42 protein-coding genes are annotated in these 24,609 nt (G+C 55.7%); 28 read left to right on the plus strand and 14 right to left on the minus strand.

The features are described 5' to 3' along the window. Positions 1-334: 334 nt before the first annotated feature. From KQI82_RS06120 to KQI82_RS06140, 5 genes are all read left to right on the plus strand, one after another. The gene (locus KQI82_RS06120) at positions 335-661 is read left to right on the plus strand and encodes a DUF3870 domain-containing protein (RefSeq protein ID WP_216631975.1); all 327 of its coding nucleotides are present in this window, start codon (positions 335-337) and stop codon (positions 659-661) included. A gap of 151 nt (positions 662-812) precedes the next feature. Then, positions 813-2,183, plus strand: a complete 1,371-nt coding sequence (gene pepV, locus KQI82_RS06125; protein WP_216631976.1) for a dipeptidase PepV — start codon at positions 813-815, stop codon at positions 2,181-2,183. 20 nt (positions 2,184-2,203) lie between these two features. Further along, positions 2,204-3,295, plus strand: a complete 1,092-nt coding sequence (locus tag KQI82_RS06130; protein ID WP_216631977.1) for a dipeptide epimerase — start codon at positions 2,204-2,206, stop codon at positions 3,293-3,295. Positions 3,296-3,473: 178 nt separating this feature from the next. Next, positions 3,474-4,658 (plus strand): DUF819 family protein, encoded by a 1,185-nt coding sequence (locus KQI82_RS06135; RefSeq protein ID WP_216631978.1) that lies wholly within the window; start codon positions 3,474-3,476, stop codon positions 4,656-4,658. A gap of 100 nt (positions 4,659-4,758) precedes the next feature. Then, positions 4,759-6,135 (plus strand): transglutaminase-like domain-containing protein, encoded by a 1,377-nt coding sequence (locus KQI82_RS06140; RefSeq protein ID WP_216631979.1) that lies wholly within the window; start codon positions 4,759-4,761, stop codon positions 6,133-6,135. A gap of 645 nt (positions 6,136-6,780) precedes the next feature. Here the strand turns inward: KQI82_RS06140 and KQI82_RS06145 are convergent. From KQI82_RS06145 to KQI82_RS06190, 10 genes are all read right to left on the minus strand, one after another. After that, on the minus strand, positions 6,781-7,176 hold the full coding sequence (locus KQI82_RS06145; RefSeq protein ID WP_216631980.1) for a hypothetical protein: 396 nt from the start codon (positions 7,174-7,176) through the stop codon (positions 6,781-6,783). Positions 7,177-7,258: 82 nt separating this feature from the next. After that, positions 7,259-7,840 carry a hypothetical protein gene (locus KQI82_RS06150; RefSeq protein WP_216631981.1) on the minus strand — a complete coding sequence of 194 codons (582 nt, stop codon included), beginning with the start codon at positions 7,838-7,840 and terminating at the stop codon, positions 7,259-7,261. A 91-nt stretch (positions 7,841-7,931) separates the two neighbouring features. Beyond that, positions 7,932-8,321, minus strand: coding sequence for a hypothetical protein (locus tag KQI82_RS06155; RefSeq protein ID WP_216631982.1), 390 nt, complete (start codon positions 8,319-8,321; stop codon positions 7,932-7,934). Continuing rightward, positions 8,308-9,654, minus strand: coding sequence for an AAA family ATPase (locus KQI82_RS06160; RefSeq protein ID WP_216631983.1), 1,347 nt, complete (start codon positions 9,652-9,654; stop codon positions 8,308-8,310). The genes KQI82_RS06155 and KQI82_RS06160 overlap by 14 nt, the downstream gene beginning before the upstream one ends. Next, positions 9,644-10,222 (minus strand): DUF6291 domain-containing protein, encoded by a 579-nt coding sequence (locus KQI82_RS06165; protein ID WP_216631984.1) that lies wholly within the window; start codon positions 10,220-10,222, stop codon positions 9,644-9,646. Before KQI82_RS06165 ends, KQI82_RS06160 begins: the two co-directional genes overlap by 11 nt. 9 nt (positions 10,223-10,231) lie before the next feature. Beyond that, entirely contained in the window at positions 10,232-10,654 is a 423-nt protein-coding gene (locus KQI82_RS06170; RefSeq protein ID WP_216631985.1) for a single-stranded DNA-binding protein, read from the minus strand. A 1-nt stretch (position 10,655) separates the two neighbouring features. Beyond that, positions 10,656-11,378 carry a hypothetical protein gene (locus KQI82_RS06175; protein ID WP_216631986.1) on the minus strand — a complete coding sequence of 241 codons (723 nt, stop codon included), beginning with the start codon at positions 11,376-11,378 and terminating at the stop codon, positions 10,656-10,658. Then, positions 11,375-11,956 carry a hypothetical protein gene (locus KQI82_RS06180; RefSeq protein WP_216631987.1) on the minus strand — a complete coding sequence of 194 codons (582 nt, stop codon included), beginning with the start codon at positions 11,954-11,956 and terminating at the stop codon, positions 11,375-11,377. The genes KQI82_RS06175 and KQI82_RS06180 overlap by 4 nt, the downstream gene beginning before the upstream one ends. Continuing rightward, positions 11,943-12,248: a hypothetical protein gene (locus KQI82_RS06185; protein ID WP_216631988.1), complete on the minus strand. Its 306-nt coding sequence runs from the start codon at positions 12,246-12,248 to the stop codon at positions 11,943-11,945. Before KQI82_RS06185 ends, KQI82_RS06180 begins: the two co-directional genes overlap by 14 nt. 69 nt (positions 12,249-12,317) lie before the next feature. Further along, entirely contained in the window at positions 12,318-12,512 is a 195-nt protein-coding gene (locus KQI82_RS06190) for a hypothetical protein (RefSeq protein WP_216631989.1), read from the minus strand. Between the two features lie 342 nt (positions 12,513-12,854). Between KQI82_RS06190 and KQI82_RS06195 the strand changes: the two genes are divergently transcribed. Further along, on the plus strand, positions 12,855-13,073 hold the full coding sequence (locus KQI82_RS06195; RefSeq protein WP_216631990.1) for a helix-turn-helix domain-containing protein: 219 nt from the start codon (positions 12,855-12,857) through the stop codon (positions 13,071-13,073). After that, positions 13,070-13,285, plus strand: a complete 216-nt coding sequence (locus KQI82_RS06200) for a hypothetical protein (protein WP_216631991.1) — start codon at positions 13,070-13,072, stop codon at positions 13,283-13,285. Before KQI82_RS06195 ends, KQI82_RS06200 begins: the two co-directional genes overlap by 4 nt. Here KQI82_RS06200 and KQI82_RS06205 read toward each other — a convergent pair. Both KQI82_RS06205 and KQI82_RS06210 read right to left on the minus strand, forming a co-directional pair. After that, a complete protein-coding gene (locus KQI82_RS06205) occupies positions 13,279-13,479 on the minus strand; it encodes a helix-turn-helix transcriptional regulator (RefSeq protein WP_216631992.1) in 201 nt (66 codons plus the stop codon). The two genes, KQI82_RS06200 and KQI82_RS06205, sit on opposite strands and share 7 nt — an antisense overlap. Further along, positions 13,464-13,685: a hypothetical protein gene (locus KQI82_RS06210; RefSeq protein WP_216631993.1), complete on the minus strand. Its 222-nt coding sequence runs from the start codon at positions 13,683-13,685 to the stop codon at positions 13,464-13,466. Before KQI82_RS06210 ends, KQI82_RS06205 begins: the two co-directional genes overlap by 16 nt. Before the next feature lie 94 nt (positions 13,686-13,779). Between KQI82_RS06210 and KQI82_RS06215 the strand changes: the two genes are divergently transcribed. Then, positions 13,780-14,259, plus strand: a complete 480-nt coding sequence (locus tag KQI82_RS06215) for a hypothetical protein (protein ID WP_216631994.1) — start codon at positions 13,780-13,782, stop codon at positions 14,257-14,259. A 98-nt stretch (positions 14,260-14,357) separates the two neighbouring features. Here KQI82_RS06215 and KQI82_RS06220 read toward each other — a convergent pair whose 3' ends face one another. Further along, the gene (locus tag KQI82_RS06220; RefSeq protein ID WP_216631995.1) at positions 14,358-14,564 is read right to left on the minus strand and encodes a helix-turn-helix transcriptional regulator; all 207 of its coding nucleotides are present in this window, start codon (positions 14,562-14,564) and stop codon (positions 14,358-14,360) included. Positions 14,565-15,010: 446 nt separating this feature from the next. On the opposite strand from KQI82_RS06220, the gene KQI82_RS06225 reads away from it, so the two are divergent. The 17 genes from KQI82_RS06225 (at position 15,011) to KQI82_RS06300 (ending at position 22,964) form a co-directional block, all read left to right on the plus strand. Continuing rightward, on the plus strand, positions 15,011-15,793 hold the full coding sequence (locus tag KQI82_RS06225) for an XRE family transcriptional regulator (RefSeq protein ID WP_216631996.1): 783 nt from the start codon (positions 15,011-15,013) through the stop codon (positions 15,791-15,793). Positions 15,794-16,133: 340 nt separating this feature from the next. Beyond that, positions 16,134-16,547 carry a type III toxin-antitoxin system TenpIN family toxin gene (tenpIN, locus tag KQI82_RS06230; RefSeq protein ID WP_216631997.1) on the plus strand — a complete coding sequence of 138 codons (414 nt, stop codon included), beginning with the start codon at positions 16,134-16,136 and terminating at the stop codon, positions 16,545-16,547. 473 nt (positions 16,548-17,020) lie between these two features. After that, positions 17,021-18,130 carry a tyrosine-type recombinase/integrase gene (locus KQI82_RS06235; protein ID WP_216631998.1) on the plus strand — a complete coding sequence of 370 codons (1,110 nt, stop codon included), beginning with the start codon at positions 17,021-17,023 and terminating at the stop codon, positions 18,128-18,130. A gap of 150 nt (positions 18,131-18,280) precedes the next feature. Then, complete coding sequence (locus tag KQI82_RS06240; RefSeq protein ID WP_216631999.1) at positions 18,281-18,883, plus strand: hypothetical protein; 603 nt, start codon at positions 18,281-18,283, stop codon at positions 18,881-18,883. Positions 18,884-19,200: 317 nt separating this feature from the next. After that, positions 19,201-19,578 (plus strand): hypothetical protein, encoded by a 378-nt coding sequence (locus tag KQI82_RS06245; protein ID WP_216632000.1) that lies wholly within the window; start codon positions 19,201-19,203, stop codon positions 19,576-19,578. Further along, positions 19,575-19,760, plus strand: coding sequence for a hypothetical protein (locus tag KQI82_RS06250; protein WP_216632001.1), 186 nt, complete (start codon positions 19,575-19,577; stop codon positions 19,758-19,760). Before KQI82_RS06245 ends, KQI82_RS06250 begins: the two co-directional genes overlap by 4 nt. Before the next feature lie 3 nt (positions 19,761-19,763). After that, positions 19,764-20,186 (plus strand): hypothetical protein, encoded by a 423-nt coding sequence (locus KQI82_RS06255; protein WP_216632002.1) that lies wholly within the window; start codon positions 19,764-19,766, stop codon positions 20,184-20,186. Further along, complete coding sequence (locus KQI82_RS06260) at positions 20,183-20,653, plus strand: hypothetical protein (RefSeq protein ID WP_216632003.1); 471 nt, start codon at positions 20,183-20,185, stop codon at positions 20,651-20,653. Before KQI82_RS06255 ends, KQI82_RS06260 begins: the two co-directional genes overlap by 4 nt. Next, on the plus strand, positions 20,646-20,804 hold the full coding sequence (locus tag KQI82_RS06265) for a hypothetical protein (protein ID WP_216632004.1): 159 nt from the start codon (positions 20,646-20,648) through the stop codon (positions 20,802-20,804). The genes KQI82_RS06260 and KQI82_RS06265 overlap by 8 nt, the downstream gene beginning before the upstream one ends. Further along, positions 20,791-21,039 carry a hypothetical protein gene (locus KQI82_RS06270; protein ID WP_216632005.1) on the plus strand — a complete coding sequence of 83 codons (249 nt, stop codon included), beginning with the start codon at positions 20,791-20,793 and terminating at the stop codon, positions 21,037-21,039. The genes KQI82_RS06265 and KQI82_RS06270 overlap by 14 nt, the downstream gene beginning before the upstream one ends. 31 nt (positions 21,040-21,070) lie before the next feature. Continuing rightward, on the plus strand, positions 21,071-21,259 hold the full coding sequence (locus KQI82_RS06275; RefSeq protein ID WP_216632006.1) for a hypothetical protein: 189 nt from the start codon (positions 21,071-21,073) through the stop codon (positions 21,257-21,259). After that, positions 21,252-21,524, plus strand: coding sequence for a hypothetical protein (locus tag KQI82_RS15605; RefSeq protein WP_241426902.1), 273 nt, complete (start codon positions 21,252-21,254; stop codon positions 21,522-21,524). The genes KQI82_RS06275 and KQI82_RS15605 overlap by 8 nt, the downstream gene beginning before the upstream one ends. A gap of 4 nt (positions 21,525-21,528) precedes the next feature. Then, positions 21,529-21,726, plus strand: coding sequence for a DUF551 domain-containing protein (locus KQI82_RS15875; protein WP_338149001.1), 198 nt, complete (start codon positions 21,529-21,531; stop codon positions 21,724-21,726). 221 nt (positions 21,727-21,947) lie between these two features. After that, on the plus strand, positions 21,948-22,214 hold the full coding sequence (locus KQI82_RS06285; RefSeq protein ID WP_216632008.1) for a hypothetical protein: 267 nt from the start codon (positions 21,948-21,950) through the stop codon (positions 22,212-22,214). A 35-nt stretch (positions 22,215-22,249) separates the two neighbouring features. Next, a complete protein-coding gene (locus tag KQI82_RS06290; protein WP_216632009.1) occupies positions 22,250-22,411 on the plus strand; it encodes a hypothetical protein in 162 nt (53 codons plus the stop codon). After that, entirely contained in the window at positions 22,408-22,806 is a 399-nt protein-coding gene (locus tag KQI82_RS06295; RefSeq protein WP_216632010.1) for a RusA family crossover junction endodeoxyribonuclease, read from the plus strand. The genes KQI82_RS06290 and KQI82_RS06295 overlap by 4 nt, the downstream gene beginning before the upstream one ends. After that, positions 22,803-22,964 (plus strand): hypothetical protein, encoded by a 162-nt coding sequence (locus KQI82_RS06300; protein WP_216632011.1) that lies wholly within the window; start codon positions 22,803-22,805, stop codon positions 22,962-22,964. The genes KQI82_RS06295 and KQI82_RS06300 overlap by 4 nt, the downstream gene beginning before the upstream one ends. 31 nt (positions 22,965-22,995) lie before the next feature. Here KQI82_RS06300 and KQI82_RS06305 read toward each other — a convergent pair whose 3' ends face one another. Continuing rightward, complete coding sequence (locus tag KQI82_RS06305; RefSeq protein WP_216632012.1) at positions 22,996-23,238, minus strand: hypothetical protein; 243 nt, start codon at positions 23,236-23,238, stop codon at positions 22,996-22,998. 168 nt (positions 23,239-23,406) lie between these two features. On the opposite strand from KQI82_RS06305, the gene KQI82_RS15615 reads away from it, so the two are divergent. The 3 genes from KQI82_RS15615 to KQI82_RS06315 all read left to right on the plus strand — a co-directional run bounded on the left by KQI82_RS15615 (position 23,407) and on the right by KQI82_RS06315 (position 24,587). Then, on the plus strand, positions 23,407-23,538 hold the full coding sequence (locus KQI82_RS15615) for a ribbon-helix-helix protein, CopG family (protein WP_241426633.1): 132 nt from the start codon (positions 23,407-23,409) through the stop codon (positions 23,536-23,538). 129 nt (positions 23,539-23,667) lie between these two features. Beyond that, complete coding sequence (locus KQI82_RS06310) at positions 23,668-23,838, plus strand: hypothetical protein (RefSeq protein ID WP_216632013.1); 171 nt, start codon at positions 23,668-23,670, stop codon at positions 23,836-23,838. Between the two features lie 11 nt (positions 23,839-23,849). Further along, a complete protein-coding gene (locus KQI82_RS06315; protein WP_216632014.1) occupies positions 23,850-24,587 on the plus strand; it encodes a phage antirepressor KilAC domain-containing protein in 738 nt (245 codons plus the stop codon). The last annotated feature ends 22 nt before the right edge of the window (positions 24,588-24,609 follow it).

The raw sequence follows: 24,609 nt of genomic DNA on the forward strand, positions 1-24,609 counted from the left end.
GCGAAGAGGTACGTCGGGCCATCCCGGGCCGTCCTCTGCGGCAAAAGATGGAATCGCATCCGGTGTTTTTTTGAAAAAGAAGGCGAAAAATGGTGGTAAAAAAAGGGAACAGCTTTATGTAAAGAATATTGTCATAGTGCATAAATTGATAAATTGAATTTTTCTGTTTTCTATAAAAAACAAAGATATGATAGACAATATATATAAAAATTCTGAAGAGAATCTGAGAGAATTGTATGAAAAGACAACTGCTCTCTTGACAGGCATTGTTTCGATGATATAATAAAACCGTAAAGCAAAGGCAAACCCAATTGGCGACAGCGAGGAAAAGAGTATGGAGCATCGTGAGACGGTGTATGTGACAGGGGAGTCCAGAACCAATATCGACAATGCAATTACCAAGGTCTACGGTGCCTTTTTTGTCGCATTGGAAGTGGATCTTAGCAGCGGGGAAATCCTGAATATGGATTGCACCCATACGCTGGATCTCACGGAGACGTTTCTCAGGAGGATATGCGTGGGCCGTTCCCTGGACCGGGAGTATGAACAGCTTGAAGCGGAGATTACCCGCCGGTATTACGGCTCCTCCACCCGCGCGGTGATTGCGGCACTGAAAGATGCCAACAAGCGGTATATCATGGCAAAGGAAAAACTGAATTGAATCAATTGCTGCTTCATTTTGTGTGATATATTTCCCAATATATCAATGAACTTGATGAAACCCAGCAAAGGCCGGGACCCTAACTGCCTGGCCTTTTGCCTGGCCTTTGCTGGGTATTTTGTTTTTTTGGAAGAAAATAGGAGGGTCAAGAATGGAACTGCGGGATGCGGTGGCCGCGCAGCAGGAAGAATTGCTCAAAAGCCTACAGGAAAGTGTCCGGATTCGCAGCGTGGAGGAGGCGGACGACAGCGGCTTCCCCTATGGAGAAGGCGTACAGCGCAGCCTGGAGCACGCCCTGGCTACGGCGCGGCGGTGCGGATTTGAAACAAGCGATATGGACCACCAGGTGGGCTGGTGTGAATACGGAAGCGGCGAGGAGATGATCGCTGTTCTGGGACACCTGGATGTGGTCCCCGAGGGGGACGGCTGGACGGTGGACCCCTTTGGCGGCGAAATCCGGGACGGCAAGGTCTTGGGACGGGGAACGATGGACGACAAGGGCCCGGTGTTTGCGGCCCTCTATGCCATGAAGGCCCTGAAGGAGTCCGGCCTGCCCCTGCGGCGGAGGATCCGTCTGATGTTCGGCACCAACGAGGAGACGGGCAGCGCCGATATGAAGTACTACATAAGCCACGGCGGCGAGCTGCCGCTGATGGGGTTCACCCCGGATGGAGAATACCCGGTGATCAACGGGGAAAAGGGCATTGTCAATGTGGCCTTCCGCAGACAGTACAGCCAGAGCGGACCGGTGCGGCTGGTGCGGCTCAGCGGAGGCTCGGCGCCCAACGTGGTGCCTGCGGCGGCTTCGGCGGAGCTGCGCTGCTCCAGGGAGATTGCGCAAGAGCTGCGGCGCACCGCACCGGAGAAGGTTGTCTGCACCCTCACGGAGGAAGGCGTCCGGATCGAGGCGTCGGGCGTGGGTGCCCACGGCAGCACGCCGGAGCAGGGGGAAAACGCCATCGGCCGGTTGATGCAGACGCTCAGAAAGCTGCCGCTGGAGGGCGACCTGAAGGAGGCGGTGGAGTTTCTGGCCGGTAAAGTGGGCATGGAAACCGACGGAGCCTCTTTGGGAATTGCCCTCTACGATGAGGTCTCCGGCGGGCTGACCCTGAACCTGGGCACCATCGAGGGCGGAGAAGAGGAGATGAATCTCCGGATCAATTACCGCTACCCTGTGACAAAACAGATAGAGGACTGCGATCCGGTGCTGCGAAGGGCCTTTGAGGAGGCCGGCTTCCAGCTCACGGGCCAGAGCCACAAAAAGAGCCTCTATGTGCCCGAGGACAGTGAGCTCATCCAGACGCTGATGAAGGTCTACACCGAGGAGACAGGCCTGGAAGCCAGACCCAAGAGCATCGGCGGCGGGACATACGCCAAGGCCATCCCCAACATCGTGGCCTTTGGCCCCATCTTCCCCGGTGACGAGGTGCGCGAGCACAAGCCCGATGAGTTCATCGAGGTGGAGAAGCTGATGAAAAACGCGCAAATCATCGCACAGGCACTGTACGATTTGGCAAAATAAAGGAAAAGAGGAGGAACGTAATGAAAATTACAGAAATTCGTTTGGGCATGATCTCCGTACCCCTGCGGGTGCCGTTTAAGACAGCGCTGCGCTCCGTCTCCAGCGTGGAGGACGTGATTGTGGAGATCCACACCGATACCGGCGCTGTGGGCTATGGCGAGGCGCCCCCCACGGGAGCAATTACCGGCGATACCACCGGCGCGATCATCGGCGCCCTTCAGGACCACATCATCAAGACCCTGGTGGGCCGGGATGTGGACGATTTTGAGGACGTGATGAAGGCGCTCAACGGCTGCATCGTGAAGAACACCAGCGCCAAGGCGGCGGCGGACATGGCCCTGTGGGACCTGTACGGCCAGCTGTACAACCTGCCGGTCTACAAGCTTTTGGGCGGCAGCCGCAGCAAGATCGTCACCGATATCACCATCAGCGTCAACGACCCTGAGGAAATGGCAACAGACGCCATCAACGCCATTGAGCGGGGCTATGACTGCCTGAAGGTAAAGGTGGGCAGCAATCCTGATTTGGATGTGGCCCGGCTGATGGCGGTTCGTAAAGCCATCGGAGACAAAGCCTGCATCCGCATCGATGCCAACCAGGCGTGGTCGCCCAAGCAGGCGGTCAAACTCCTCAACCAGATGCAGGACAAGGGCCTGGACATCGAGTTCGTGGAGCAGCCTGTCAAGGCCCACGATTTTGAGGGCCTGAAGTATGTGACGGAGCGCTCCTATGTGCCGGTTCTGGCCGATGAGAGCGTATTCTCCCCGGAGGATGCGGTGAAGATCATGCAGATGGGCGCTGCGGATCTGGTGAATATCAAGCTGATGAAGTGCGGCGGACTTTACAACGCGCTAAAGATCGCTTCCGCCGCCGAGGTCTACGGCGTGGAGTGCATGATCGGATGCATGCTTGAGGCAAAGGTCAGCGTCAACGCTGCCGTGCATCTGGCCTGCGCTAAGCAGATCATCACCAAGATCGACCTGGATGGTCCGGTGCTGTGCAGTGAGGACCCGGTTCTGGGCGGCGCGGTGTTCAACGAGAAGGAGATCACCGTATCCAACGGACCCGGCCTGGGCATTCAGGGCATTGAGGGAATTCGGTATCTGGACTGATTTTGTGAACCTGGGCAAGTGCCCATCAAATAACTGAACTTACAAAAAGGAGGGTGAGGCCAATGGGTTGAGAACGTCATCCCAAGGGATGGCGTTGGCAGGAGGCGTTTTATAGAGAGACCGCAAAGCGGCAAAACGGACGCCTGATACAAAAAATACGTGAAAGGGAGAGAAATTTATGGTTATCACCAATGGATTTACTTACATCGCATTTCTGATGTTCATTGCCGGCGGCCTGTTGTTCCTGGAGAAAAAGACAAAATGGAAGGTATTTAACGTTGTTCCTCCCCTTGTGTGGATCTATGTGCTGAACATGATCTTCTGCACCATGGGACTCTACAGTTCCGACGGCGTTTCCGCCGCTTACGGATCCCTGAAAAACAATATTCTTTACGCCATGATCTTCGTCATGCTGCTGCGCTGCGATTTCCGTAAGTTAGGCAAGCTGGGCCCCCGCATGATCGCCATCTTCCTGGGCTGTGCCGCCACCCTGGCCGTGGGCTTCATCGTGCTGTATCCCGCGTTCATGGGCCTTCTGGGCGGAGGAGAGAAGAGCTGGGCCGCCGTGGCCGCGCTCTACGCTTCCTGGGTAGGCGGCAGCGCCAATATGGCCGCCATGCAGGATGCCCTGCCTGTGGATGCCGGCGCATACAGCTGTGCGCTGGCCCTCGATACGGTGTGCTACTCGCTGTGGATCGCCCTGCTGCTGGCCGTCCGCTATGCAAATAAGTGGAACAATGCCGTGAAGGCCAACACCACCGGCCTGGACGCCATTGCCGAGGCTGCCAACGCTGAGGTGGCCAAGGAGAAGAAGCAGGCCACCGCTACCGACTGGATATTCCTGATCGGTCTGTCCCTCCTCGTTTCCGCCATTTTCCAGTGGCTGGGCGGCGCCGCCAATGGAGGCCTGAAGGCCATCGGCCTGGGTATGTTCGACAAGGGCACCTGCGTGACCGTCCTGATCACCGTGTTCGGCCTGATCTGCGCCATGACTCCCTTGGGCAAGCTTCCCGCCGTGGAGGAACTCTCCAGCGTCTACCTGTATGCGGTTGTTTCCCTGCTGGCTTCCACCGCTTCCGTTACCGATCTGCTGACCGCGCCCATGTGGGTTGTTTACGGCCTGCTGATCCTGGTGATCCACGTGGTGCTGATGTTCCTGCTGTGCAAGCTGTTCCACTGGGATCTGTGCATGTGCTCCACAGCATCGGTGGCCTGTATCGGAGGATCCGCGTCCGCGCCCATTATCGCAACTGCCTACGATGCTTCCTTTGCCGGTATCGGCGTGCTGATGGGTGTGTTAGGCGCGGCCATAGGAAACTTCTGCGGCCTTGGCATGGGTGCCCTCCTGCAGATGTTTGTATGACCGCAGCGGCAATTTCCGAAGTTATGTGATCCGGTATCCCTCACCTGCCCCAGACGGGTGGGGGATACTTCTACCCAAATTCGACAGGTAAGGAGCAATTATGAGCATAAATGACAATTTTCGATACCTGCATATCGGCCTTCCGGACGATGTGCTCCGCCGCAAGCTCCACGGCGATTTTGAGGGCGCGATCAGCGCAATCGACCGTCATTTAAAGGCGGAAAATACTCCTGAGGCGCTGAAAAAATGTCTGACGGTGCAGCGGGAGATGATCCGCCGCCTGCCCAGTGACTACCCCTATACCAAGGCGGAGGCACTGGCGCTGGTGAGAGGGCATATTCCGGAATTCACCGAGGCGGAGTTTGACGCCCTTGAGGACGCCTGGAAGATCGACTGGATCTACGACCACGGCGTACCCCACTATTTCAACCGCTTCTTTGAGACGCTGTGCAAGACGGATGCCGCCTTTGCCAAGCGTGCCAACGTGGTGGTGGCCGGCGCCGACGGACAGGACAGCGGCGAGGGCCGGCTGGACCGGGCCGCCCGGCTGATGCGGGAAAAGGGACGGATGTCGGCCCGTATCCGCTGTCGGGCCAGCGTGCGGATGAAGGACGAGTGCTTTCAAAAGGGAGAGCGGGTCCGGGCCTATTTGCCGCTGCCCTGCGCATGTGATTCCCAGAGCGAAATCCGGATTGAACAGGTCTTTCCCCAGCCCACCCACATCTCACCGGAGACAGCCCCTCAGCGGGTGGTCTTCTGGGAGGAGGTCATGGAGGAAAATCACGAATTCGCCGTGGAGTTCTCCTATATGCAGACGGCTCGGTATGTGGACATCTCCCAGCCGGTCAGCGCGCTGGAACGACCCACGTTTGACACGGAGGAGATTCCGCCTCACGTTATGTTCACCCCTTATATCAAGGAACTGGTGCGCACGCTGACCGACGGGGTGGAGGAGCCGCTGGAAAAGGCCAGACGCTTCTATGATTTCATCACGCTGAACGTGGAGTACTCCTTTATGCGGGCCTATTTTGGGCTGGAGAACATTCCGGAGATGTGTGCCCGCAACCGCATCGGCGACTGCGGCGTGCAGGCGCTGCTGTTCATCACGCTGTGCCGCTGCGCGGGTATTCCCGCCCGTTGGCAGAGTGGATGGAAGGCGGAACCGGGCTTCTGCGGCGCCCACGACTGGACCCAGTTCTACGTGGAGCCCTATGGATGGCTGTATGCCGATCCCTCCTTTGGGGGCGGCGCTGTCCGGGATGGCAATGAGGAACGGCGCAAGTACTATTTCGGCAATCTGGACCCCTACCGTATGGTGGCCAACACCCAGTTTGAGGGAGACTTTGATGCGCCGAAGGACCATTGGCGCGCCGATCCCTACGACAACCAGCTGGGCGAAATGGAAACCAGAGACCGGGGGCTGCGCTACGACGAGTTCGAGCGAACCAAAGAGGTCCTGGAGTACGTGGAGCTCTAAAACGCCTCGGCTCGGCAGCCCATGCCGGACACGGGAAAAAAATTCAAATCAGGGGCCCCTGATTTGTGCTCTATTTACAATAGAGCACAAAGACCTCTGCATACATGGGTTTGAAAACGTGTATGACTGCAATTTTGAGGAGCTCTGTAGCAGTATTTATCTTGCAAATGGACTTGTAAACGGAATAATTATAAAGAAAGGGACGTAAATATGAAAAAAAGGACCTGCGCATTATTTCTTGCACTGTGCCTTCTGTGTTCCTTCATTGTTCCCGCATCCGCTGAAGAAAACGGGCCGGTGACAGAGGAAGCCGTGTACATTGGAGTAGAGGGATACGGCACTGTTAAAAGCGCGAATATCTTTTGTGGTTATTACAGCACCGTTGAACAATTCCAGCCCAAATACGGTATAAACGGCTTCCGGTTAGTCCGTGCTTAATCCCGCACTCTCTGGCTATATCCCGCGATAAACAGCCGCAACTTTTGCTATTCCCAGAGGTAAGAGAGCTTCGCCGCAGGATACGCTCTGCCCCGCAATCACAACGGCATTTATAATTAATTTCTCCATGTGAACCTCTTCCCGCAAATTCCACAACTGTCCATCTGCCGAACTTCTCTCCGGTTAAATCTTTTGCGTTCTTACTCATCACCCCTCGCCCCCTTCCGGCGGGCGGCGATCAAAAAAGTCCAGCCAAATCCTATTGTTTTCTTTGTCATATCGTTCTACTGGGAACATAAGGGCTTGTCCGCACTTATGGCAATACGCCTCGCCTTTTCTTACTGCTTTCTTGCAGCCAGGACAATAAAAGCGGGTATCTCTTATCCCTTGCCATCCCTTTGGACAGGTCACCATTTTGGGCGTTAGTCTGCTATCCAGCGTCAGCGCCTCGTTGGCCTCGGTCGCGGCGCGGCTCATGCCGCCAATGGCCATACTTAGGGCGATCGCAAAACCGGGGTCTGGAAATTTGGCGTTTGCGTAGTCTTTGAGTGCTCCCAAGTATTCCAGTGCCTTATCTGTTGGCATAGTGACATGATGCGTCATTCTTCGCCCTCCCCGGCCCCCTGCGGGCCGCGCCGTGTATTATGCAGATGCCGGTAGTCCCTGATTTTGTCTTTGGTATCCATCAGATTGCCTCCTCCTCACATTTGCCTGCCCACTGCTCTGCCATGGCACGGGCAATCCCCTGGTAGGTCTTACTCCGCAGTTTCGCCCGGTCAGGGCCGGGCGGCATACGCCATACGCGGGCAGTTCTACCATCCACAATATTTGTCGGCTGCAACAGCGGCAATCCCTTCAGCCACAGGCAGGTTGCCTTTGTTTCTCCGTGCCCGAATTGCCATGGCTGGACGATCTGGTCCGGTTTTCTCCAGTATGTAGACATAATTCCCACAGGGTTCTCAATGGCGATCCTGTCGCAATCTGCGCCTGCAAATGCCATGAAAAACTCAATTCCCTGCTGTTGCCGTCCATCTTTTCGCTTTTCCTCAAAGTATCTGGCCCCGGACACTGCAAGGTGTGTGCACGGTGGAAATGCCAGAATCATATCCCACCGCATTTTCAGCAGTTCCAACGCATCCACCTGCAAATGCCATTCCGGATGTCCGCCGGAGCACGGTTCAATATCGCAGCTGTATGCCTCGTGCCTCAGCCTTCTCAGTTCAATCGTTACCGCCTGCGACTCTTCGCAGGCAACTAAAATTTTCACAGGTTCCTCCCACGTCTGGGAGGCGGCGCGCCTTTATCCATGGGCCTCCTGTGTTATTTTCCTTCAACGGTTCTATACGCTCGGGATGGTGTCATCCCCTCTCAAACATCGGGCAATGCAAAATCTGCACCGCCTCTTTCCCCTCTCTCCGGCAGCGGCGCACCGTCCAGCCGGGCACGTCCCGGAACATCGCCCCGATCGTCCACGGGCAGCCGTGGCCCTGCATATCCGGCACCGCGTGGATGCAGTCCCAGCAGGGGCTTTCGCCGGGCGGGTGGTAGGCGTCGTTGCAGCGCGTCTCCAGCTTGCCCTGAGCGCGCAGATCCTTACGGATTGCGCTGATGTCCAGGCCCAGCCGCTTGCGCCAGTTCCGGACGGTGGCGATGGAGACATGCACCTCGTCCGCCACCTCCCGGGCCATCTTCCCCTGCAGCGTCAGCTCCCGGATACGATCCACCTCATGGCGCTCAAGTGCTTTCATGGCTTGTCTCCCACGGGTCATTCCCATCCGGCGGAAGCTCCACGATCTGCTGGACACACTCCCCGTTCTCCCAGCCGTAGTGTTTTTGCCCCAAGACGCCGTCCAGGCCGGAAAACCGGCGGCAGTCTTCCAAAAAGGTGAGCCCCACCGTTTTCCTGGCTCCAAACTGCCGGTTCTTCAAAATGCTCAGCCGGGCGGTATACCCGGACTGCTCCGCCGCCGCCTCCGGCAGCCGCTCGATGGCAAAGGCGTTATCCGCCCGGTTCACGATATCTCCGCTTCCGCCCACATCGTCGGCAGCCAATGCTTTCCCCTCGCTTTTCCTGGGATGGGCCACCAGATGCACATGGCAGCTGTGGCGCTTGGCAAACTCGCTCAGCCGCCCCACAAAGGCGGACTGGGCCCGGTAATAGTCGCTGTCACTGCCCTGTCGAAAGCGCATGGTCATGGCATTGTCCACCAAAAACACCTTGCAGCCATAGCGCAGATTGGCATAGTCCATCATGCTCAGGACGCTCCCCTCGTCGTGGGCGCTGGCAATCTCCAGGTCATACAAAAAGTACCGGCCCCGCCACCACTCGTCGATGCGGCGGCGCTTCATGGCGTCCACCGCATAATCCGTCCTGCCTGTCACGGGGTCGGTGAGCGCGGTCAGGTTGGCGCTCCCCGCCGCCTGGACCAGCGTCCAGCGCTTGAAGAGCTTCTTGGGCAGCTCCCCGGAGTAGGCGAACACCCGCTCTCCCTGGTCGATGGCCTCCAGCAGGAGCTGACTCAAAAGGGTGGACTTCCCCTCCCCCCGGCGGCCGGTCCACACCGAGAGCTCCCCCTCCCCAAAGCCGCCGATGGCCCCGTCCAGGGTGGATATCCCGGAGACGGCCACCGCCCGGCGGCCCCCCTCCTCCACATCCACGTCCGAGAGGTCGATGAGCCCATAGGCCGGCAGCTCCACCGCGTCCATCGGAAGCGACTCCAGCGCCTCCGTACCGTGCCGGGACTTGAGTTCCGCCAGGGAGGCGCAGCCGCGGAAGGACTGCCCCGGCGGCACCCACACCGGCTTTCCCAACGCGGCCGAGCGCAGCTCCCCGGCAAGGGCCTTCCGCGCCTTCTCCTCCGCCACCGCCACAAAGAGACAGTCGAATTGGTTCAAAAAGGGCCGGCAGCGCTTCAGGTCCTCCGGCCCCCTGCCCGGCAGGAAGCACACGGCGTTGATCCCCTGGGCGTACACATCCTCCGGCGACGCGCAGACCCACAGCGTCCCATCGTACCGTGGGTTCAGGAACGCCGGGTCAAAGAGGAGAACCTCCCCAGCCGCAGCCAGCTCTCTATCCGTCAACGCTCCAGTCCTCCTTCCCCTCCGCCCCGGCCCTCCTGTGGGCCCAGTTGCGCACCGCCGCCCGCCAATCCTTCATGGGGTTCCCGTTGGAGAGCTTCCAGCCCTGGGCGGCGTAATAGTCCACAAAACGCTCCGCCTCTATGCCGTACTGGGCGCAATAGGCTTTGGCCTCCTCCGCAGTGGGCGGGGAAAACAGGGGTTTCTTTTTACCCCCTTTAGGGGGTTTTTCTTTGGGGGTTAGAGAGATAGGTACAGGGGGTGTGGGGGGAGAGGAAAGAGGGAAAGGGGTGTCCCAACTTGTCCCAAGTTGTCCCGGCTTGTCCCAACTTGTCCCGACTTGTCCCCACCTTTGTTCCCGTTTTCTTTCCCGCTCCCGCTCCCTGCTTTTCGCATCCTTGTCCATCTGTGCCTTCAGAACCAAAAATACTGTCTTCTCGTTCCCACCGCCCTCCGCCGCGCCTCCGCCGCTGCCGTAAACCAGCAGCGACCTCAGCAACCGGCCTCGTTCGGCCTCTCCAAGAGCCAGGATGGCCTCCACACAGATTATGGGAATCTTGATGTACTCCATGGACACACCTCAAAAGGGCAGCTCGGATTCGTCCCCATCCAGCACCACAAAGCCCTCCCCAGCGGACTCCATCCGCTCTGTCAGGGCGGCGGCGGGAGACGGCGCGGCGGGGCCTGTCCACACGAAATCCGCGGCAAGGTCCGTATAGGATTTTCCGTTATACTCCCGCCGGTCGATCCGGCCGGCGACAAGGAACGCATCCCCCTTACGCAGTGAGGCAACGGCAGAGGCGCCCGGGCCGTCCCACGCCTTGACCGTCAAAAATGCCGCCGTCCCATCCTTGCGGCCAAACGCCTTGACGGAAACCGTGCCATAGGCCTTGCCGGACTTCGTCGTCCGCCGTTCCCCGTCTGAAACGGCTTTCCCCGCCACCAGGGCGGTCTCCACGGGGGAGCCGTCCTTTGCGTACTCCGTGATCCCTTTGATATACATCTCAATCCGCCCTCCCCTGGTCCATTTCCCGGAGCAGGGCGTCAAACTCCCCGGTTTTGATCGTGCTGGCGCTTGTGTAGCCGTGGGCGCCCAGCAGCGCTTTGGCCTCCTGCTTGGTGAGGCCATGGCGGCCGGCGGCGGCATAGAAGAATTTCACCTGCTGGGGCGTGATGGGGGCCTCCGGGTCCTTCTGGTTGAAGTAGGCCCCCGCCTCTTCCCCATCGCTTTCAATGTCCTGCGTAAAGCAGTCGGACATGCACCCAAGGGACAGCGCCGCAGACACCAGGGCCCGCTTCTGGGCCATTTTCAGGGCGGAGTTGGCCCCGTCATAGGGCGACTGGTTCCCTGTGCGCCCCTCCCGGGTATTGCCGCTGCCGTAGGAGCTGGTGATGATATACTCCGTGCCATCCACGATCTTCACCAGGTCGCAGCGGACCAGGAAATAGAAAAACCCGTTCTCCAAATCCTCGATCCTGGATTCCAGCCGGTAGCGCTGGCACAGGCCGTAGCTGACGGCCACTTTCTCAGCGCCGGATTTGAACAAAGTCGGGTACTTGGTCATGGCCTCCCCGTTTTTCTTCCGGATCATGCCAAAATCCACGCCCCGGCGCAGCGTGGCCGGGGCACAGCCGTAGACGGAGATCAGATAATCCCCGGTGCGGGGCTTCTTTTCCACCGACATGGGGGCGGCGTCATAGTGGTACAATGTCAGTTCATTGCTCATTTTTTCTTCTTCCTTTCTGTGGCGGCGTGGAGGAACAAGCAGGCGTCCAGCAGCTGCTCGTCCGGCGCCGCCTCCCGCAGCTCATAGGTCCCATCGGCGCAGAGCCTGAGCCCATAGAGCACCTCCGGCGCAAGCTCCGGCCTCCACCGGCGCAGCAGCCGGGCATAGCCCGTCAGCTGGGCCCGGAGGGCGGCGCTGTGCAGCTGCCCGGTCTTGATATCCAGGATGCACCGCCGCCCGTCATAGAGCGTCCCGCAGCGGTCCGGCGTACCGGCAAGGCCAAGGGCCGCATCCCCAATGGGGGATTCGATCAGGTCCCAGTCCGGGCGGTAATCCTTCAAAAAGAGCCGGTAGGCGGCAAGGTACCCGGCAAGCTCCGGCCGCTCCTCCGCCTCCTCGCCGTAGTCGATCAGGGCGCAGGCCCCATGGATGGCCGTCCCCCGCTCGGCGGCAAGCCGGGCCAGCCAGGGCCTGTTTGATTGGTAGTCGCAGCTCAAAAAGCGGCAGACCTCCGTGACGGAGGGGAGGCGCTTCCCGTCCAGGGTGTAGGTATGGGCGGCTTCGTCAAAGGCCAGCATGGCGCATCCTCCCCTCTGCAATGTCTGTGAGGGAATTCCCCTCGATCACGCTGTCTATGTACTGAAGCTCCTCCTCCCGGAAGGGCGCAAGGGCCTCCCGGAACCGGGTAAGGGCCTTTCCCGCGCAAGCCGGGCACAGCTCGCCGGGCAGTATCTCACTGTCCGGCATCGCCGAGGCGCAGAGCACGCAGCGGCACTCCGGCTCGTAACCGCCTCCGCCGCAGTAGGGGCATGTCCCCTCGTAGCACTCCTCTTGTTCAAAAGTGGCTCCGCAATCGCAGATGTAACGCATGGCCTTTCCTCCTCTCTTGCGGCTGCGCTTGCGCGCTCCGCCGCGTTTTCCCGTGGCCGGCCCTCTCCCCTACTCCCAGTCGTGGGTCTCGCATAGGGCCGTATACAGCTGCTCAGAAGCGCTCAGGCCGGTGAGGCCGGCGTTTGCGTGGATGGTCAGGGCAAGGGAGGCTAAGATGGCAAAGATCACAAACGCGATCAGCTGTGTCTCCCGGCGGCGCTGCCGCCGCTGCTCCCGGGTAAAACAGTTTCTTTCAAATTTCATCGCTCTCTCCATTATTCAGGGTTCTTCTGTTTGAAGTGTTCGCATGTATCGTAGTCTTTCCTCAACTTCAACCTTGGGAAGCAGCAGTGCCCAGAGGCAAATGGCTTCCCGTCTTGCCGATAGTGCTGATAGTAGTGCTTGCAGTTGACGCACAACGGAAGTTCCGGTGTAAGGGACCAGTAGCAGAGTTCTCTACGCTTGCTGACATTCATTGCATTGCCTCCAAATCCATGATATAGTGGAACTAACTGTTCCTGACAGCATATGTATGGGAACAATTCGTTCCTATGCTCTCAGTATATAGGAACAATTCGTTCCTGTCAAGATATCTTGGAGGGTTTTATGGAATTTGCAAAAAGGCTAAAACAATATCGCAATGAAATGGGTTATACGCAGGAAGAAATGGCAATGGTTCTTGGCATAACAACAAGGGGATATCGAAATTACGAGCTTGGAACCCGGGAGCCAAATCTTTCATTCTTAGTATCACTCGCTGATAAACTAAATGTGTCTATGGACAATTTAATCGGTCGCGAATTCCCAAAAGAGGCAAACCAATGAGCGGCCAGCGGGAATTGGAAGAAGGCATTGAACGCATCCGGATTGAGGCTTCAGAACAGGAAAGACAGAAGCAGATTGACCGCAAATGCGCTGAAAGCGCTGCAAACAAGAGAGAGCAATATAAGCTCGCCATATTTTCTTCGCTTTTTGCGGGACTGTTCGGCGGTTTGTTTGGTGCGCTCTTTGCATGGCTTTTCTCGTCTCTTCATTGACGCCCCGTATCCTCTCTCAATGTTCGTTGATGGACTCCAAACAGATCCTCCAGTGTATCCCAGAGTTCAAAGTCTCCATTTCTTTCCCCTGATTCGATAAATCTGTAGTAGCGCTCTGTAACCCCTAACTTGGTTGCCGCCTGGGCTTGTGTCATACCCTTGGCCTTCCGGGCGGCTTTCAGGTTTTCCCGCATCCGCTCACCTCCCCCTTGGAAAGGCAGCGGGCCAGGGTTGCCACGCTGATGTAGCCGGCGGAATTAAAGGGGACAAACCTGGAAACCGTGCGGTAATTCCGTCCCAGGAACTCGCACACGTCCTTCTTGTTCAGCACCTCTTTGCCGGGAAACCGGGCGATGATGCGCTCTAAGTTGTCCCGGTAAAATTCCGATTCTCTTGGCATGGGATCACTCCTTCTCTATGAAATTGGCCGTTCTGCTTGGTTGCGGATTGGCGATCAATGTGATAAAATGGCGGCGAAAGGGAGGTGCTGCTTCATGATTACGGAAACGGTTTTGATTTCTGCCATCACAGCCTGCGCAGGGCTTGGAGGTGCCGCGATAGGCGCGTATGCATCCATCAGAATTGCAAGGGAGCAGAGCAGGGCTCAGCTTAGCCGGTGCGTTTTGGAGGGTACATACAACGCCCGCCGCGCATCTTACCAAAAGGTGTTTGACGCAGAAACGGCTTTCACCGCCAGCAGGACGGCGGAAACCGCAACGTCACTTTTGCGGGCTGTCAAGGAGGCCTGCGTGGTGGCCTCTCCAAACGCTGCGGCCAGAATGATGCTTCTGACAGAAGCCGCCACCTCGGGAAGCTACTTGGACTTCGACGCCGTGCGGGCCGACATGCTGATTGTGATGCAGCGTGATCTTGCCACATTCACAGCGCCTAAAATCGAACAATATGGCTGGTCAGATTCCACTTCCAAGCCCGATGGCAAGGACAAAGGGGAAAATGCAGGCCAGCCAGAATAACAGCGTCCATTTGACGGCCCACCGGAGAGCGGCTTTAAACAGCTGCTCTTCTTTTTTGTCTCTGAACATACGTACCTCCTTTCACGCGCTGGTGAGGGTTAGCTGGCAAACTCGTCGCCGTCCGCGGCGAATAAGTACTCAAACTTTTTCCCGAAATACTGGCAGTAGGCACGGCACTCCTGCGGCGTAAACCTGCCAGACCGGGCTTTGCTTTGGTACGCCGTCCGGCTGACGCCGATGATTTTTGCCATGTCTTCCTCTGTCAGCTTGTGGATCGCTTTCTGCCCGAGCAAATTAGGGTACATTGTTTTTTCTCCTTTCTTGCGAAAAACTTTGCATTGCGATAAGATAGAAGAGCCCAAAGCGGCAGGAAATGAGAGCAAGATGCCGGAGTGCCCGGTCCGCCCTTCTTGAAGAGATTGGGAGAGCCTGAAGGAAAGGAGGACAGCAGATGAAGGTATTGTTTACAATCGCCGTAGATGGACATACCGTCTACGTGATGGACGATGGTTCTCTGGTCTGTGCAAGCCCCGATGTGCTGGAACTCTTCCAGTAGCAAAGGGAAGGGCGCTCCCGCGTCTTGCTCTCATTTCCTGCTGCTTTGATGATCGCGAAACGCAAACCCATGAGCAAATAATAGTCTCATTTTGCGAACTTGTCAAGATGGTTTTTCTAAAAAGTTTTCAAAGTGCAAACTTTGCATTGACATTTGCAATTTGCAAACTTATAATATAAGCAAGGAGGCGATTTGATGTCATTCGGAGAACGGCTGAAAGAATATCGGGAAGCGCGCGGATATACGCAGGAGCAGCTTGCGGAAATCATCGGCGTTGCTAAAACGACAATAACCGGGTATGAGCGCGGAAATCGTGCGCCGGATGTGAAGAAAATCAAGCGGCTGGCGAAAGCGCTTGGAATTACGGGTGATGAACTGTTAGACACAGGGCTTGGACAAAACGAAACCCCGCTCTATTCGAGCGGGGCAATGAAGATTGCAAAGGACTATGACGCTTTGGACGTTTGGGGAAAACAGGCCCTGCGGGAGCTGGCGGATACCGAACGCCAACGTATGGAGGCGGAAGCCAGGTTCCTGGACGATACGGAGGAGCCGGTTGCCAAGGCCCCCAAGGTCATCCCCCTGTACCTCTTTCCTGCCGCTGCGGGCTATGCCGCTCCGGCGTTTGGGACGGACTTTATCCCGTTGGCCCTTGAAAAAAACGACCCGCAGGGGGCCGATTTCGCCGTCAGGATACAGGGCGACTCTATGGAGCCGGTTATCACAGACGGTTCCAAGGTCTTCTGCAATCACGACCCCCTCAGTGATGGGGACATCGGCATTTTCTCCGTGGACGGCGGCGAGATCGTCTGCAAGCAGTACCACTATGATTCGGCGTTGGGAATGACCTATTTGTTCTCTATCAACCGGGATCGCTCTGACGCCGATGTGGTGATTACCTCCTCCGGCGGACAAAATCTTGTCTGCCTTGGCCGGGTCATCGTGAAAGGCCGCTATCCTCTGCCCGGCGAGTGGTAAGGCGCAAGGCGTTGGAGAGCGGCGACGAAATAACCCTAATTTTAAAGGGGTCGAATTCGACCAGTTTAAAAGTCACGCTGGAGCAGTGGGGCCCGGTGCTGGGCTGGTGGCCGAAATGAGCACAAATGACCGACACATACCTTGACAAGACCTTGAAAACTGCATATAATGAGGGTGCAAGGGAAACCTTGATGATGTGGCCGCAGAGCACGGCCACCGCGGGAAAAAGAAAGCTCAATTGATGATTTGCTCGTAGAGCGCGAGCAGCATAATCAAAAGAAAGCTCAATCGATGTGAAGCCCTCTGTAGAAATACAGAGGGCTTTTTTTAAGGAGAAGCTATGCGCCTGATTATTCTGTCAGAAAAATTCTATGATGAATATGGGCAGTGTCCTGAGATTTTGCAGAAAAAGACGCGGCCCTATGTGTGCCTGGAGGTAAAGATTCGTTCCAGCACCTTTGCTATCCCATTCCGGCATCATATTCGACATAAGCACGCATTTTTCACTTGTGGAGAGTGTGGACTGGACTATACGAAAGCTGTCGTTATCCGGGACAAAAGCTACATATCGGCGGAGTGCCCAAGAGTTGAGCAGGCGGAGTTCAATGCGCTGAAAGGCATGGATAGCCGGGTCAGAAAGGGTCTGGCCGATTATATAGCGCTGTACAAAAAGGCGTCACGGTACAAAGAGAATCGGCACTATGCGAACATTTTGCAATGCAGTGCGCTGCAGTATTTTGAAGAGTACATCTGACGACCAACAAAGGAGCGCAACATGAAACTGTCCAAAGCTAAAAAACCGCTGTCTGCCAACTGGAACATCATGTGATAGTGAAAAGTTGTAAATAAGTGCCGCGACCCGCCTTGCATCTCAAACCAATAAATCGAGATGCAAGGAGAGAACATCCATGGAAGAAGAACAACTGTTTGCATTTATGCAGGCAACGGAGCAAGCCGCTTCCCGGGGTTGCTGCCAGGATGGTAAGAAGCATCCCTTCCGCTGTCCACTGTGCGGCGGGATTGCAACCGTATGTGCAGGGCGCGGGCGCTCAGGAAGCATGTGCAGGCACTGTAAAATTATGGCGTTGAAATAAGCGGAAAAAATAAAAACCGCCCCGGTGCTGGAACACCGGAGCGGCATACCACACCCCGCAGAACGACCAAGAACCACAAGGGGGCAGTCTCATTATACCTGCCTCCTTCACAAAACGCAAGGAGGTTTATTTTATGGCAAATGCAAAAAAAGCAAAGTACTATCAGAGGCCGGACGGGCTGTTCGAGAGCATCCGCACCATTGGCGGCAAGCGGGTGGCCTTCCGGGCCAAGACATGCAGGGAGGTGGACCGCAAAATTCTGGAATACCGGGAGGAACAGGCCGTAGGCCGAACCTACGCCCAAGTCCTGGAGGACTGGTGGCGCCAGAAAGAACCGGAGTGGGCACCCTCCAGCGCCAGCGCCTACCTCAGGGCCTTCCGCCGGGTGAAGGAGGCCCTTGGGCCGCTCCGCATTCGGGAAATGCGGCCATTGGATGCTGTGCGCTACTTGAGCGCAATGAAGGACCATGGATACCGTTCCGGTACCGTGGGGTTGGATCTATCCGTCCTGAAGATGTCCTGCAGCTGGGCCGTGATCCACGGAGACGTAGATATTAATCCTTGCGCGGAGGTAAGGCAGCCCAAGGGGCTCTATGCAAAAAAGCGGATGCCATTGACGGACGAACAAATCGCCGCCGTGACCAGCTGCCGCACCGGCGAATGGTGGCTTCTTGGACTAATGCTGCTCTACACCGGCTGCCGCCGCGGCGAGCTGCTGGCCCTGCGCTACGAGGACATCGACCGCAAGGCCAAGCGTATCCACATCCGCAAGAAGCTCTCTTACGTCAACGGCAACATTCCCGTCGTGGAGGATCACACCAAGTCGGAGGCCGGGATGCGGGACATCCTGCTGCTGCCGATCCTGGACGACGCGATTCCCCGGGACAGGATCGGCCTCATCTTCCACGAGCCGGACGGTTCGCCTCTGAAGATGGCCACCATGGCCCGAATCTGGAAACAATACTGCCGTCAACTTGGATTCGTGGAATATGAAGAGCTGCCTTGCAGGGACGGAACGCTCCGCAGGAAGGAAACTTTCCCGGTCACGCCACACTGCTTCCGCCACACCTTCGCCACCATCTGCTTCGAGGCCGGCATCGACCCAAAAAGCACGGCGGCCATGCTGGGACACGCCGACGAGGGGTTGACGCTCCAGCTCTACACTCACCTGAGCGCCCAGCACAAGGCCTCTGAGTCCGAAAAGCTTGCCGCCTATGTGGAGCGGGTTGAGGCCGGCTCGTAACTGTGTATTTTCTGTGTAGATTGTTGATGCAAAGCTTTGCGGGAATTTACACGAATCCGTTTCGGGCAAATCGCCTGCGCCCATTGGTATCGCTGCATTTCCGTGCAGAGCGTTGCAAGAGTGTGCAGATTGCGGCGGAGAGGGTTTAATATGTCCAATACTGCTCATCAGCGTGAGGTAAAGGATTTACAAGCTGCCGGTTTGAATCCTGTCTTGTCAGCTATGGGAGGTAACGGCGCCGCCGTTACCTCCGGAGCTACAGCTTCTGGTGTTACTTCTTCCGGTGATAAAGGTCAGGTCGATACATCTGCCAATTCAGCTATTGTTTCTCTGCTCGCTTCAATGCTGAATGCGCAGAATCAGTTGGAGATCAGCCGTAATAACGCCCAGGCTAATCTTGCTGTAGCCGACAAGTATAATGCTATGTCAGAGATCGTTGCTGGTATTAACGCCAATGCTACCCTCGGAGCTGCTGGCATTCATGCTGGTGCCACTCGCGATGCAGCTGCCATGTCCTCAGCTGCGACCAGGTATGCGTCGGATAATGCCCGTGCTGCCTCTCAGTATTCATCTGATACTCAGAAGTATCTTACTGAAAAGTATCCTTCTTCTAAGTATCAGTTTGGCTCTAAAGTTCTGAATGATATTTTAGGTGAAAATGCTCTTTCTGATATTGGTCAATCTGCTAAGAGCTTGTGGAATCGCATTACTGGTAATACCCGTATGGATACGAGTTCAGCTGGAAGAAGGTGATTTCTTGGATGTTCTTTTAGGTTTGCTCATTGTCTTCTTGGTTCTTTGTCCCGGTGTTTTTCTTTGGATTTTTGGGATTCGTTTGTTGTTGTTGGCTTCAAAGGCTTTGAAGATTTATATTAGAGAGCATACTTATTATGATGATGAACAGCAGGGACAGGAATAGCTCTGCTATTACTGTCTTTGCTGTTGCAGCCAAGCGTGAGCGCGGCCAGCGATGACGAGAAAGTTGATCCGCACAGTTACCCTCTTGATGTAACTGTGCGGAGTGACACCTAACAACATGCTTTTGCAAGTTTTGGTGGAGCTATTACTGTTTGTACTTTGTAAAGCGTGGGTATGAGTGGAATAAGTATGGCGGAAGAGGAATCACGATGTGCGATGAGTGGCGGAATAGTTTTGAAACATTCCAAACATGGGCGCTTGCGAACGGCTATCAAGACCATCTCTCCATAGACAGAATTGATGTAAATGGAAACTATTGCCCTGAAAATTGTAGATGGGCAACGGTTTATGAGCAAAACAACAATAAGCGCACAAGTAGATACCTTTCTTACAATGGCGAAACCAAGACCATCAGGGAATTTGCGGATAAATATGGGCTGGCTTATTCTTGCCTTTACGAACGGTTAAGGCTTGGATGGAACGTGGAGGATGCCCTACTTACACCGCCAAAGAGGAGGGATTTGGCATGACAAATGCCCAGAAAATCCGGTCCATAAGCGACGAGGAGATGGCTTCATTCCTCCTGTTTTTCGTGCCGACTATATTTGACAAGGCAATGTATACAGGTGTTTCGGGAAAGTACGACGTATCCGCAGAAGATGCGATCAGAAAAAATTTGGCCTGGCTCACCCAGCCCGCGCAGGAGGAATAGACGATGAACGTCAACAAAACAAGACTATATGTCGTTTGGAAAAATATGAAAGCACGTTGTTACAATCGCAATAGGCCTGATTATAAATATTATGGGGCAAAAGGCATTACTGTCTGCGATGAATGGCAGACATATGGAAACTTTGAGATATGGGCTAAGCAAAACGGATATGACGATAATTTGACTATTGATAGAATTGATGTTCTGCGGGGATATGAGCCGAGTAATTGCCGTTGGATTCCATTTTCAGAGCAACGAGAAAACACAACACAGGCAAGAAGAGTTACCATCAACGGAAAAACACAGACCCTAAAAGCGTGGTGTATTGAGTACGGGATTAGCTACAACATGGTTATCATGCGCGTGCATAGAGGGGTTGATATTGTTTCTGCCTTATTGATGCCAAGCAGGAAAGGGTCGAAATGAATAGATTGACCATGTGGCACGATGGATGCCATGCAATTTGCACTGATGACGACTGTTCGTCTGAACGATGCCCATTCGCTGATGCTCCGTGTGAGCGTGTGCAAGATGTGATTGACCGCCTCGCCGCCTACGAGGACGCCATCCCGTTTGCCGATCTTCCCCGCGCCGCAGAGCTGGTCAAGGCGGAGAAGGAGGGACGGTGCAAAATTCCTTCATGTGGTGAGACGGTATTTGTTCTAACCGATTCCTGCTGGTGGACAGCAAATCTCAAAGTGGAAGAAATTATTGAGTGTCGGGTAAAAACGCACAGGTTGACCAAAAAGGGAGAAGTCAAATTCTCTGTAGATGGAATCTGGAAAAGCGGACATCCCTACAAGGCCTCTTTTGGGGCAACATCAATTGGCAAAACCGTTTTTCTTACCCGCGCCGAGGCAGAGGCGGCTTTGGGAGGTGGAGAGAATGGATAAGGACTACACCGATATGACATTGTCCGAACGCCTGCGCTGGTGGGCGGAAAATTGTGACAGATGCAATTATGGCTGTCAAGTAAAATCGCTGTTGTTAATGGCATCCGATAAGCTGGCATCCCAGGAAGGAGCGGAGCATGACGGAGATTGAGAAAGCGGTCATAGCCTTTGAGCGCATGGCAGGCAGCGGAATTTGCACGGAATCCGACAAGGTTGCCCTTGCCGCCCTCCGTGAGAAGCAGGAGCGGGAGAAGGGGTGCGATTTCTGCCGAAAAGAATTGGATGATTACCCGTACATTAATGCCTGCGGAGATTGCGATTCCAGCGGTACGGTCTACACGCCAGCGTTTTGCCCAATCTGTGGCCGCCCGCTGAGCGAAACATAACGTCCGGCCTGAGCCGGGGGAGGGGAAAATAATGAGCCTTACAATTATGGAAGTTTTGTATAACGCACAGTATAACCTTTGCAACGCCGCAATTCCAATTCAAATCGAAATTGGGAAAGAGCAGCTAAATAACGCAATTTTGGCTCTCGAAAGCGGAAAGAGCCTCAATGATATTTTTGAAGAAGCTGACGTGCTCCGGAAGGATTCCCAACATGGATGACCTGATCAGCCGGGAGGCGCTTTTAGCACATTTGTTCAGCAAGCAGGACGAGCCGTTAGACATTATGAAGGAAATAGCGAAGTTTCCCGCCGTGGACGCAGTGCCGGTGGTACACGGGCGGTGGATTGCCTTCAGAGGCGGGGTTGATAAGCAATGCTCTGAATGTAACTGGGGAACAGACTATAATATTCCGAGAAACTATTGTCCCAACTGCGGCACTCGTATGGACCTGCCGGAGGGAGAGGAGGAGCGCCACGATAAGTAAGTGGATCAGCGTCAAGGAAAGACTGCCGGGATGCGGAGAGCGTGTACTTGCCACAGACGGCACATTTGTTGGTGAGGCATATCGGACAAGCGCAAAAAGCTGGTATCGGATGAGTGGCTTTGCGTGGCGGGATGCGTTAGGGACTATCGTCACCCACTGGATGCCCCTGCCGGAGCCGCCGAAGGAGGACGACCATGGATAAGCAGTACAAGCCCAGCGGTTCCATTGGGTGCATGAAATACCTTTGGGACAATCCCATAACAGGGCGGACGTGGTGCCAGTGCGGTCATTGTGGGAATAAGGTTTCCAGAAAAGCTGATACTTGCCGGCACTGTGGCGCACATTTTCAAAATATGAAGGATGGGAAGCTGGTGCTGAAATGAAATTCCGAGACCCCAAGATGGGGGAAGGGTTTGCTGGCGCATGAAAAAGAAGGTTAACCCCCGCCGTCGGCCCGCAAGCCGCGCGGACGTGGAGCGGGCCAAGCGGGAGGCCCAGGAGGTGGCGATAAAGTCAGCCTGGTCTATTTTCTTCACGGTGCTGCGGGATAAGGAGGGGTATGAGCTTGATGATCTGCGCCGGGTCTGGAACGAGGTGGAGGACCTTTCCGACAGCATCGCGGGAGGCTACTGCACGGTGGCCGATCTGCGGGATGTACTCAAACAGGAGATTGGAGTGACACTCAGGTGAACAGAGGAGACCGCATCATAAAGCCCATAGAGTGGATGGCAGAGAAAACAGGCTTGGGCAACCAGAGAAAAGAGAAGCGTTTGGTCGGGACGGTGGTTTACATACACCCAAAGGGGCGGTTTTACACATTGGAGTTCAATCTGCCCCACGGCAGCTTCCGCGAAAGCTTTCCGATGGAGTTAGGAGGGGCCTCGTGAGCGGCCGCGTGATCCGCTTCACCATCCCCTATCCGGCCACATCTGGCGGCAGGAAGGATTGGTGCAAGCGCTATGGCATGAACGCCCTGTACGCGGGGCTCCATTGGGCGGTTCGGAAAAAGAATGCGGATTACTGGCATGAGCTGACCCGCCTTTCCATGCAAAGGGCCGCCCTGCGCAAGGCCCCGGCGCCGTATCCGGTGAAGATCGTGTTCTATTATGATGACCGCCTGGACTGCGACAACCATGCCTACATCTCCAAGATGGTGGTGGATGGGATGAAGGGCTGGCTCATTGAGGACGACTCCCGGCGGTATGTCCGCGCGGTGGAGAACCGGTTCTGGGACGAGCCCTCCGGCGTCATTGGCGTGGAGCTGAGGGAGGTGAAGCTGTGAACGAGTGGACGCGCATCCCCGCCCCCATGGAGCGGGAGGAGGATAGAAGGGAGCTCGCCGCTATCCTTGCCGCCGCGGGCCTTGAGGTCCGTGTGGTCCGCGAGGCAGTCAGGCCCAGGGCCTATAAGCGGTTCGTGGAGTACCGGGAGCAGGAATAGGAAAGGCGGGGCCAAAAGCCCCGCCGGAGGATCAGCCCTTGCGCGTCAGCCGCTCCGCCACATAGTAGGCAAGGGAGCTAAACATCACGATTCCCAAAATAATGGAGGATAAGCCGCCTTTTTGAGCAAAAAGCTGAACCACTGCCATCACCACTGCGGCAATGATGCCGGGCACACTCCACCCCCGGTCCCGCTCCGCACGAATCACCAGGACCAGAGGAATGCAGGAAATCCCCAAGGCAACAAGCGCTGCGCCGATTTCTTCAAGATACATCAAACCGCCTCCTTTTCGTCAGCATACAGCATGTTCCATATCTTTGCAAGATTTTACGCCAAAATTATTTTATTCCCTACAGCCCCAACGCTTTGCCGTTCCACTGTGAATTTTCTTCTTGACTCGCTACAAAAATTGTAGTATTTTGGTAGCGAGGAGGTGTAGCAATTGAATGATCGCGCATTAAATATCAAGATGCCGTCTGAACTTTACGAAAGGCTCAAAAAAGAAGCCGAGCGAAAAAACATCTCTCTGGCCGCCTTGGTCAGGATGATCTGTTCGGAGTATTTTGATAAATAATGCAGGACACCCGCTCCCCCTACCACAGAGTTGCGAGTGTCCCAACGCCCCGGCAGGTCTCCCTGACGGTAAATTTATGATACCACCATCGAGACCTCCAATCAAGAAGAATTTATGGAGGAACGGAATATGAGCAAATCCTTACTGCTGAAAACACAGCTCGACCATGCAATCGCCATCCTGGAAAACATCATTTCTGCCGGAACCGAGTGCGGCGTCGGGGATACGACTTGGGAGGCACTGTATGGTGTCCAAGAGTTCCTGGCCCGTATCAGCGATGAGGTCGAGACATTGAATTGATGGAGGTATTTATGAAAAACGAAATGATGCTATTTAACAACCCTGAATTTGGAACGGTACGGACGCTGACGGAAGATAACGGGAAGATCCTTTTCTGTGGCTCCGATGTGGCAACAGCTCTCGGATATGCGGTTCCCCGCAAGGCGCTGTTCGACCATTGCAAGGGGGTTCTAAAACGGAACACCCCTACCGCCGGAGGACCACAGGAGCTTTCCTTCATCCCCGAATCCGACGTTTACCGTTTGGTGTTCAGCTCCAAGCTGCCCAATGCTGAGCGGTTCACCGACTGGGTGACGGAGGAAGTCCTGCCCTCCATCCGCAAAAACGGCGGCTACATTGCCGGGCAGTCCGAATTGACCCCAGAGGAACTGATGGCAAAGGCGGTGCTGGTGGCCCAGCGGACGATTGCAGAAAAAGAGGCCCGCATTTCCGCGCTGACCGTCCACAACGCCATCATGGCCCCCAAGGCGGATTACTTTGACGAGCTGGTGGAGCGGAATACCCTCACCAACTTCCGGGAAACCGCTAAAGAGTTGGGCATCCCGCCCAAAAAGTTTGTTTCGTTCCTGCTGGAAAAGAAGTACATCTACCGGGACAAAAAGGGCAAGCTGCTGCCCAAAGAGGACAAGAACAGCGGCCTGTTCGAGGTCAAGGAGTGCTTCAACGAAAAGACCCAGTGGAGCGGCACACAGGCCCTTGTGACGCCGAAAGGCCGTGAAACCTTCCGCCTGCTGTACCCCACCGTATAAAGCAAAAAGGCCCCCTCCGTCC

Source organism: Dysosmobacter acutus, assembly GCF_018919205.1.
Classification (GTDB): domain Bacteria; phylum Bacillota; class Clostridia; order Oscillospirales; family Oscillospiraceae; genus Oscillibacter; species Oscillibacter acutus.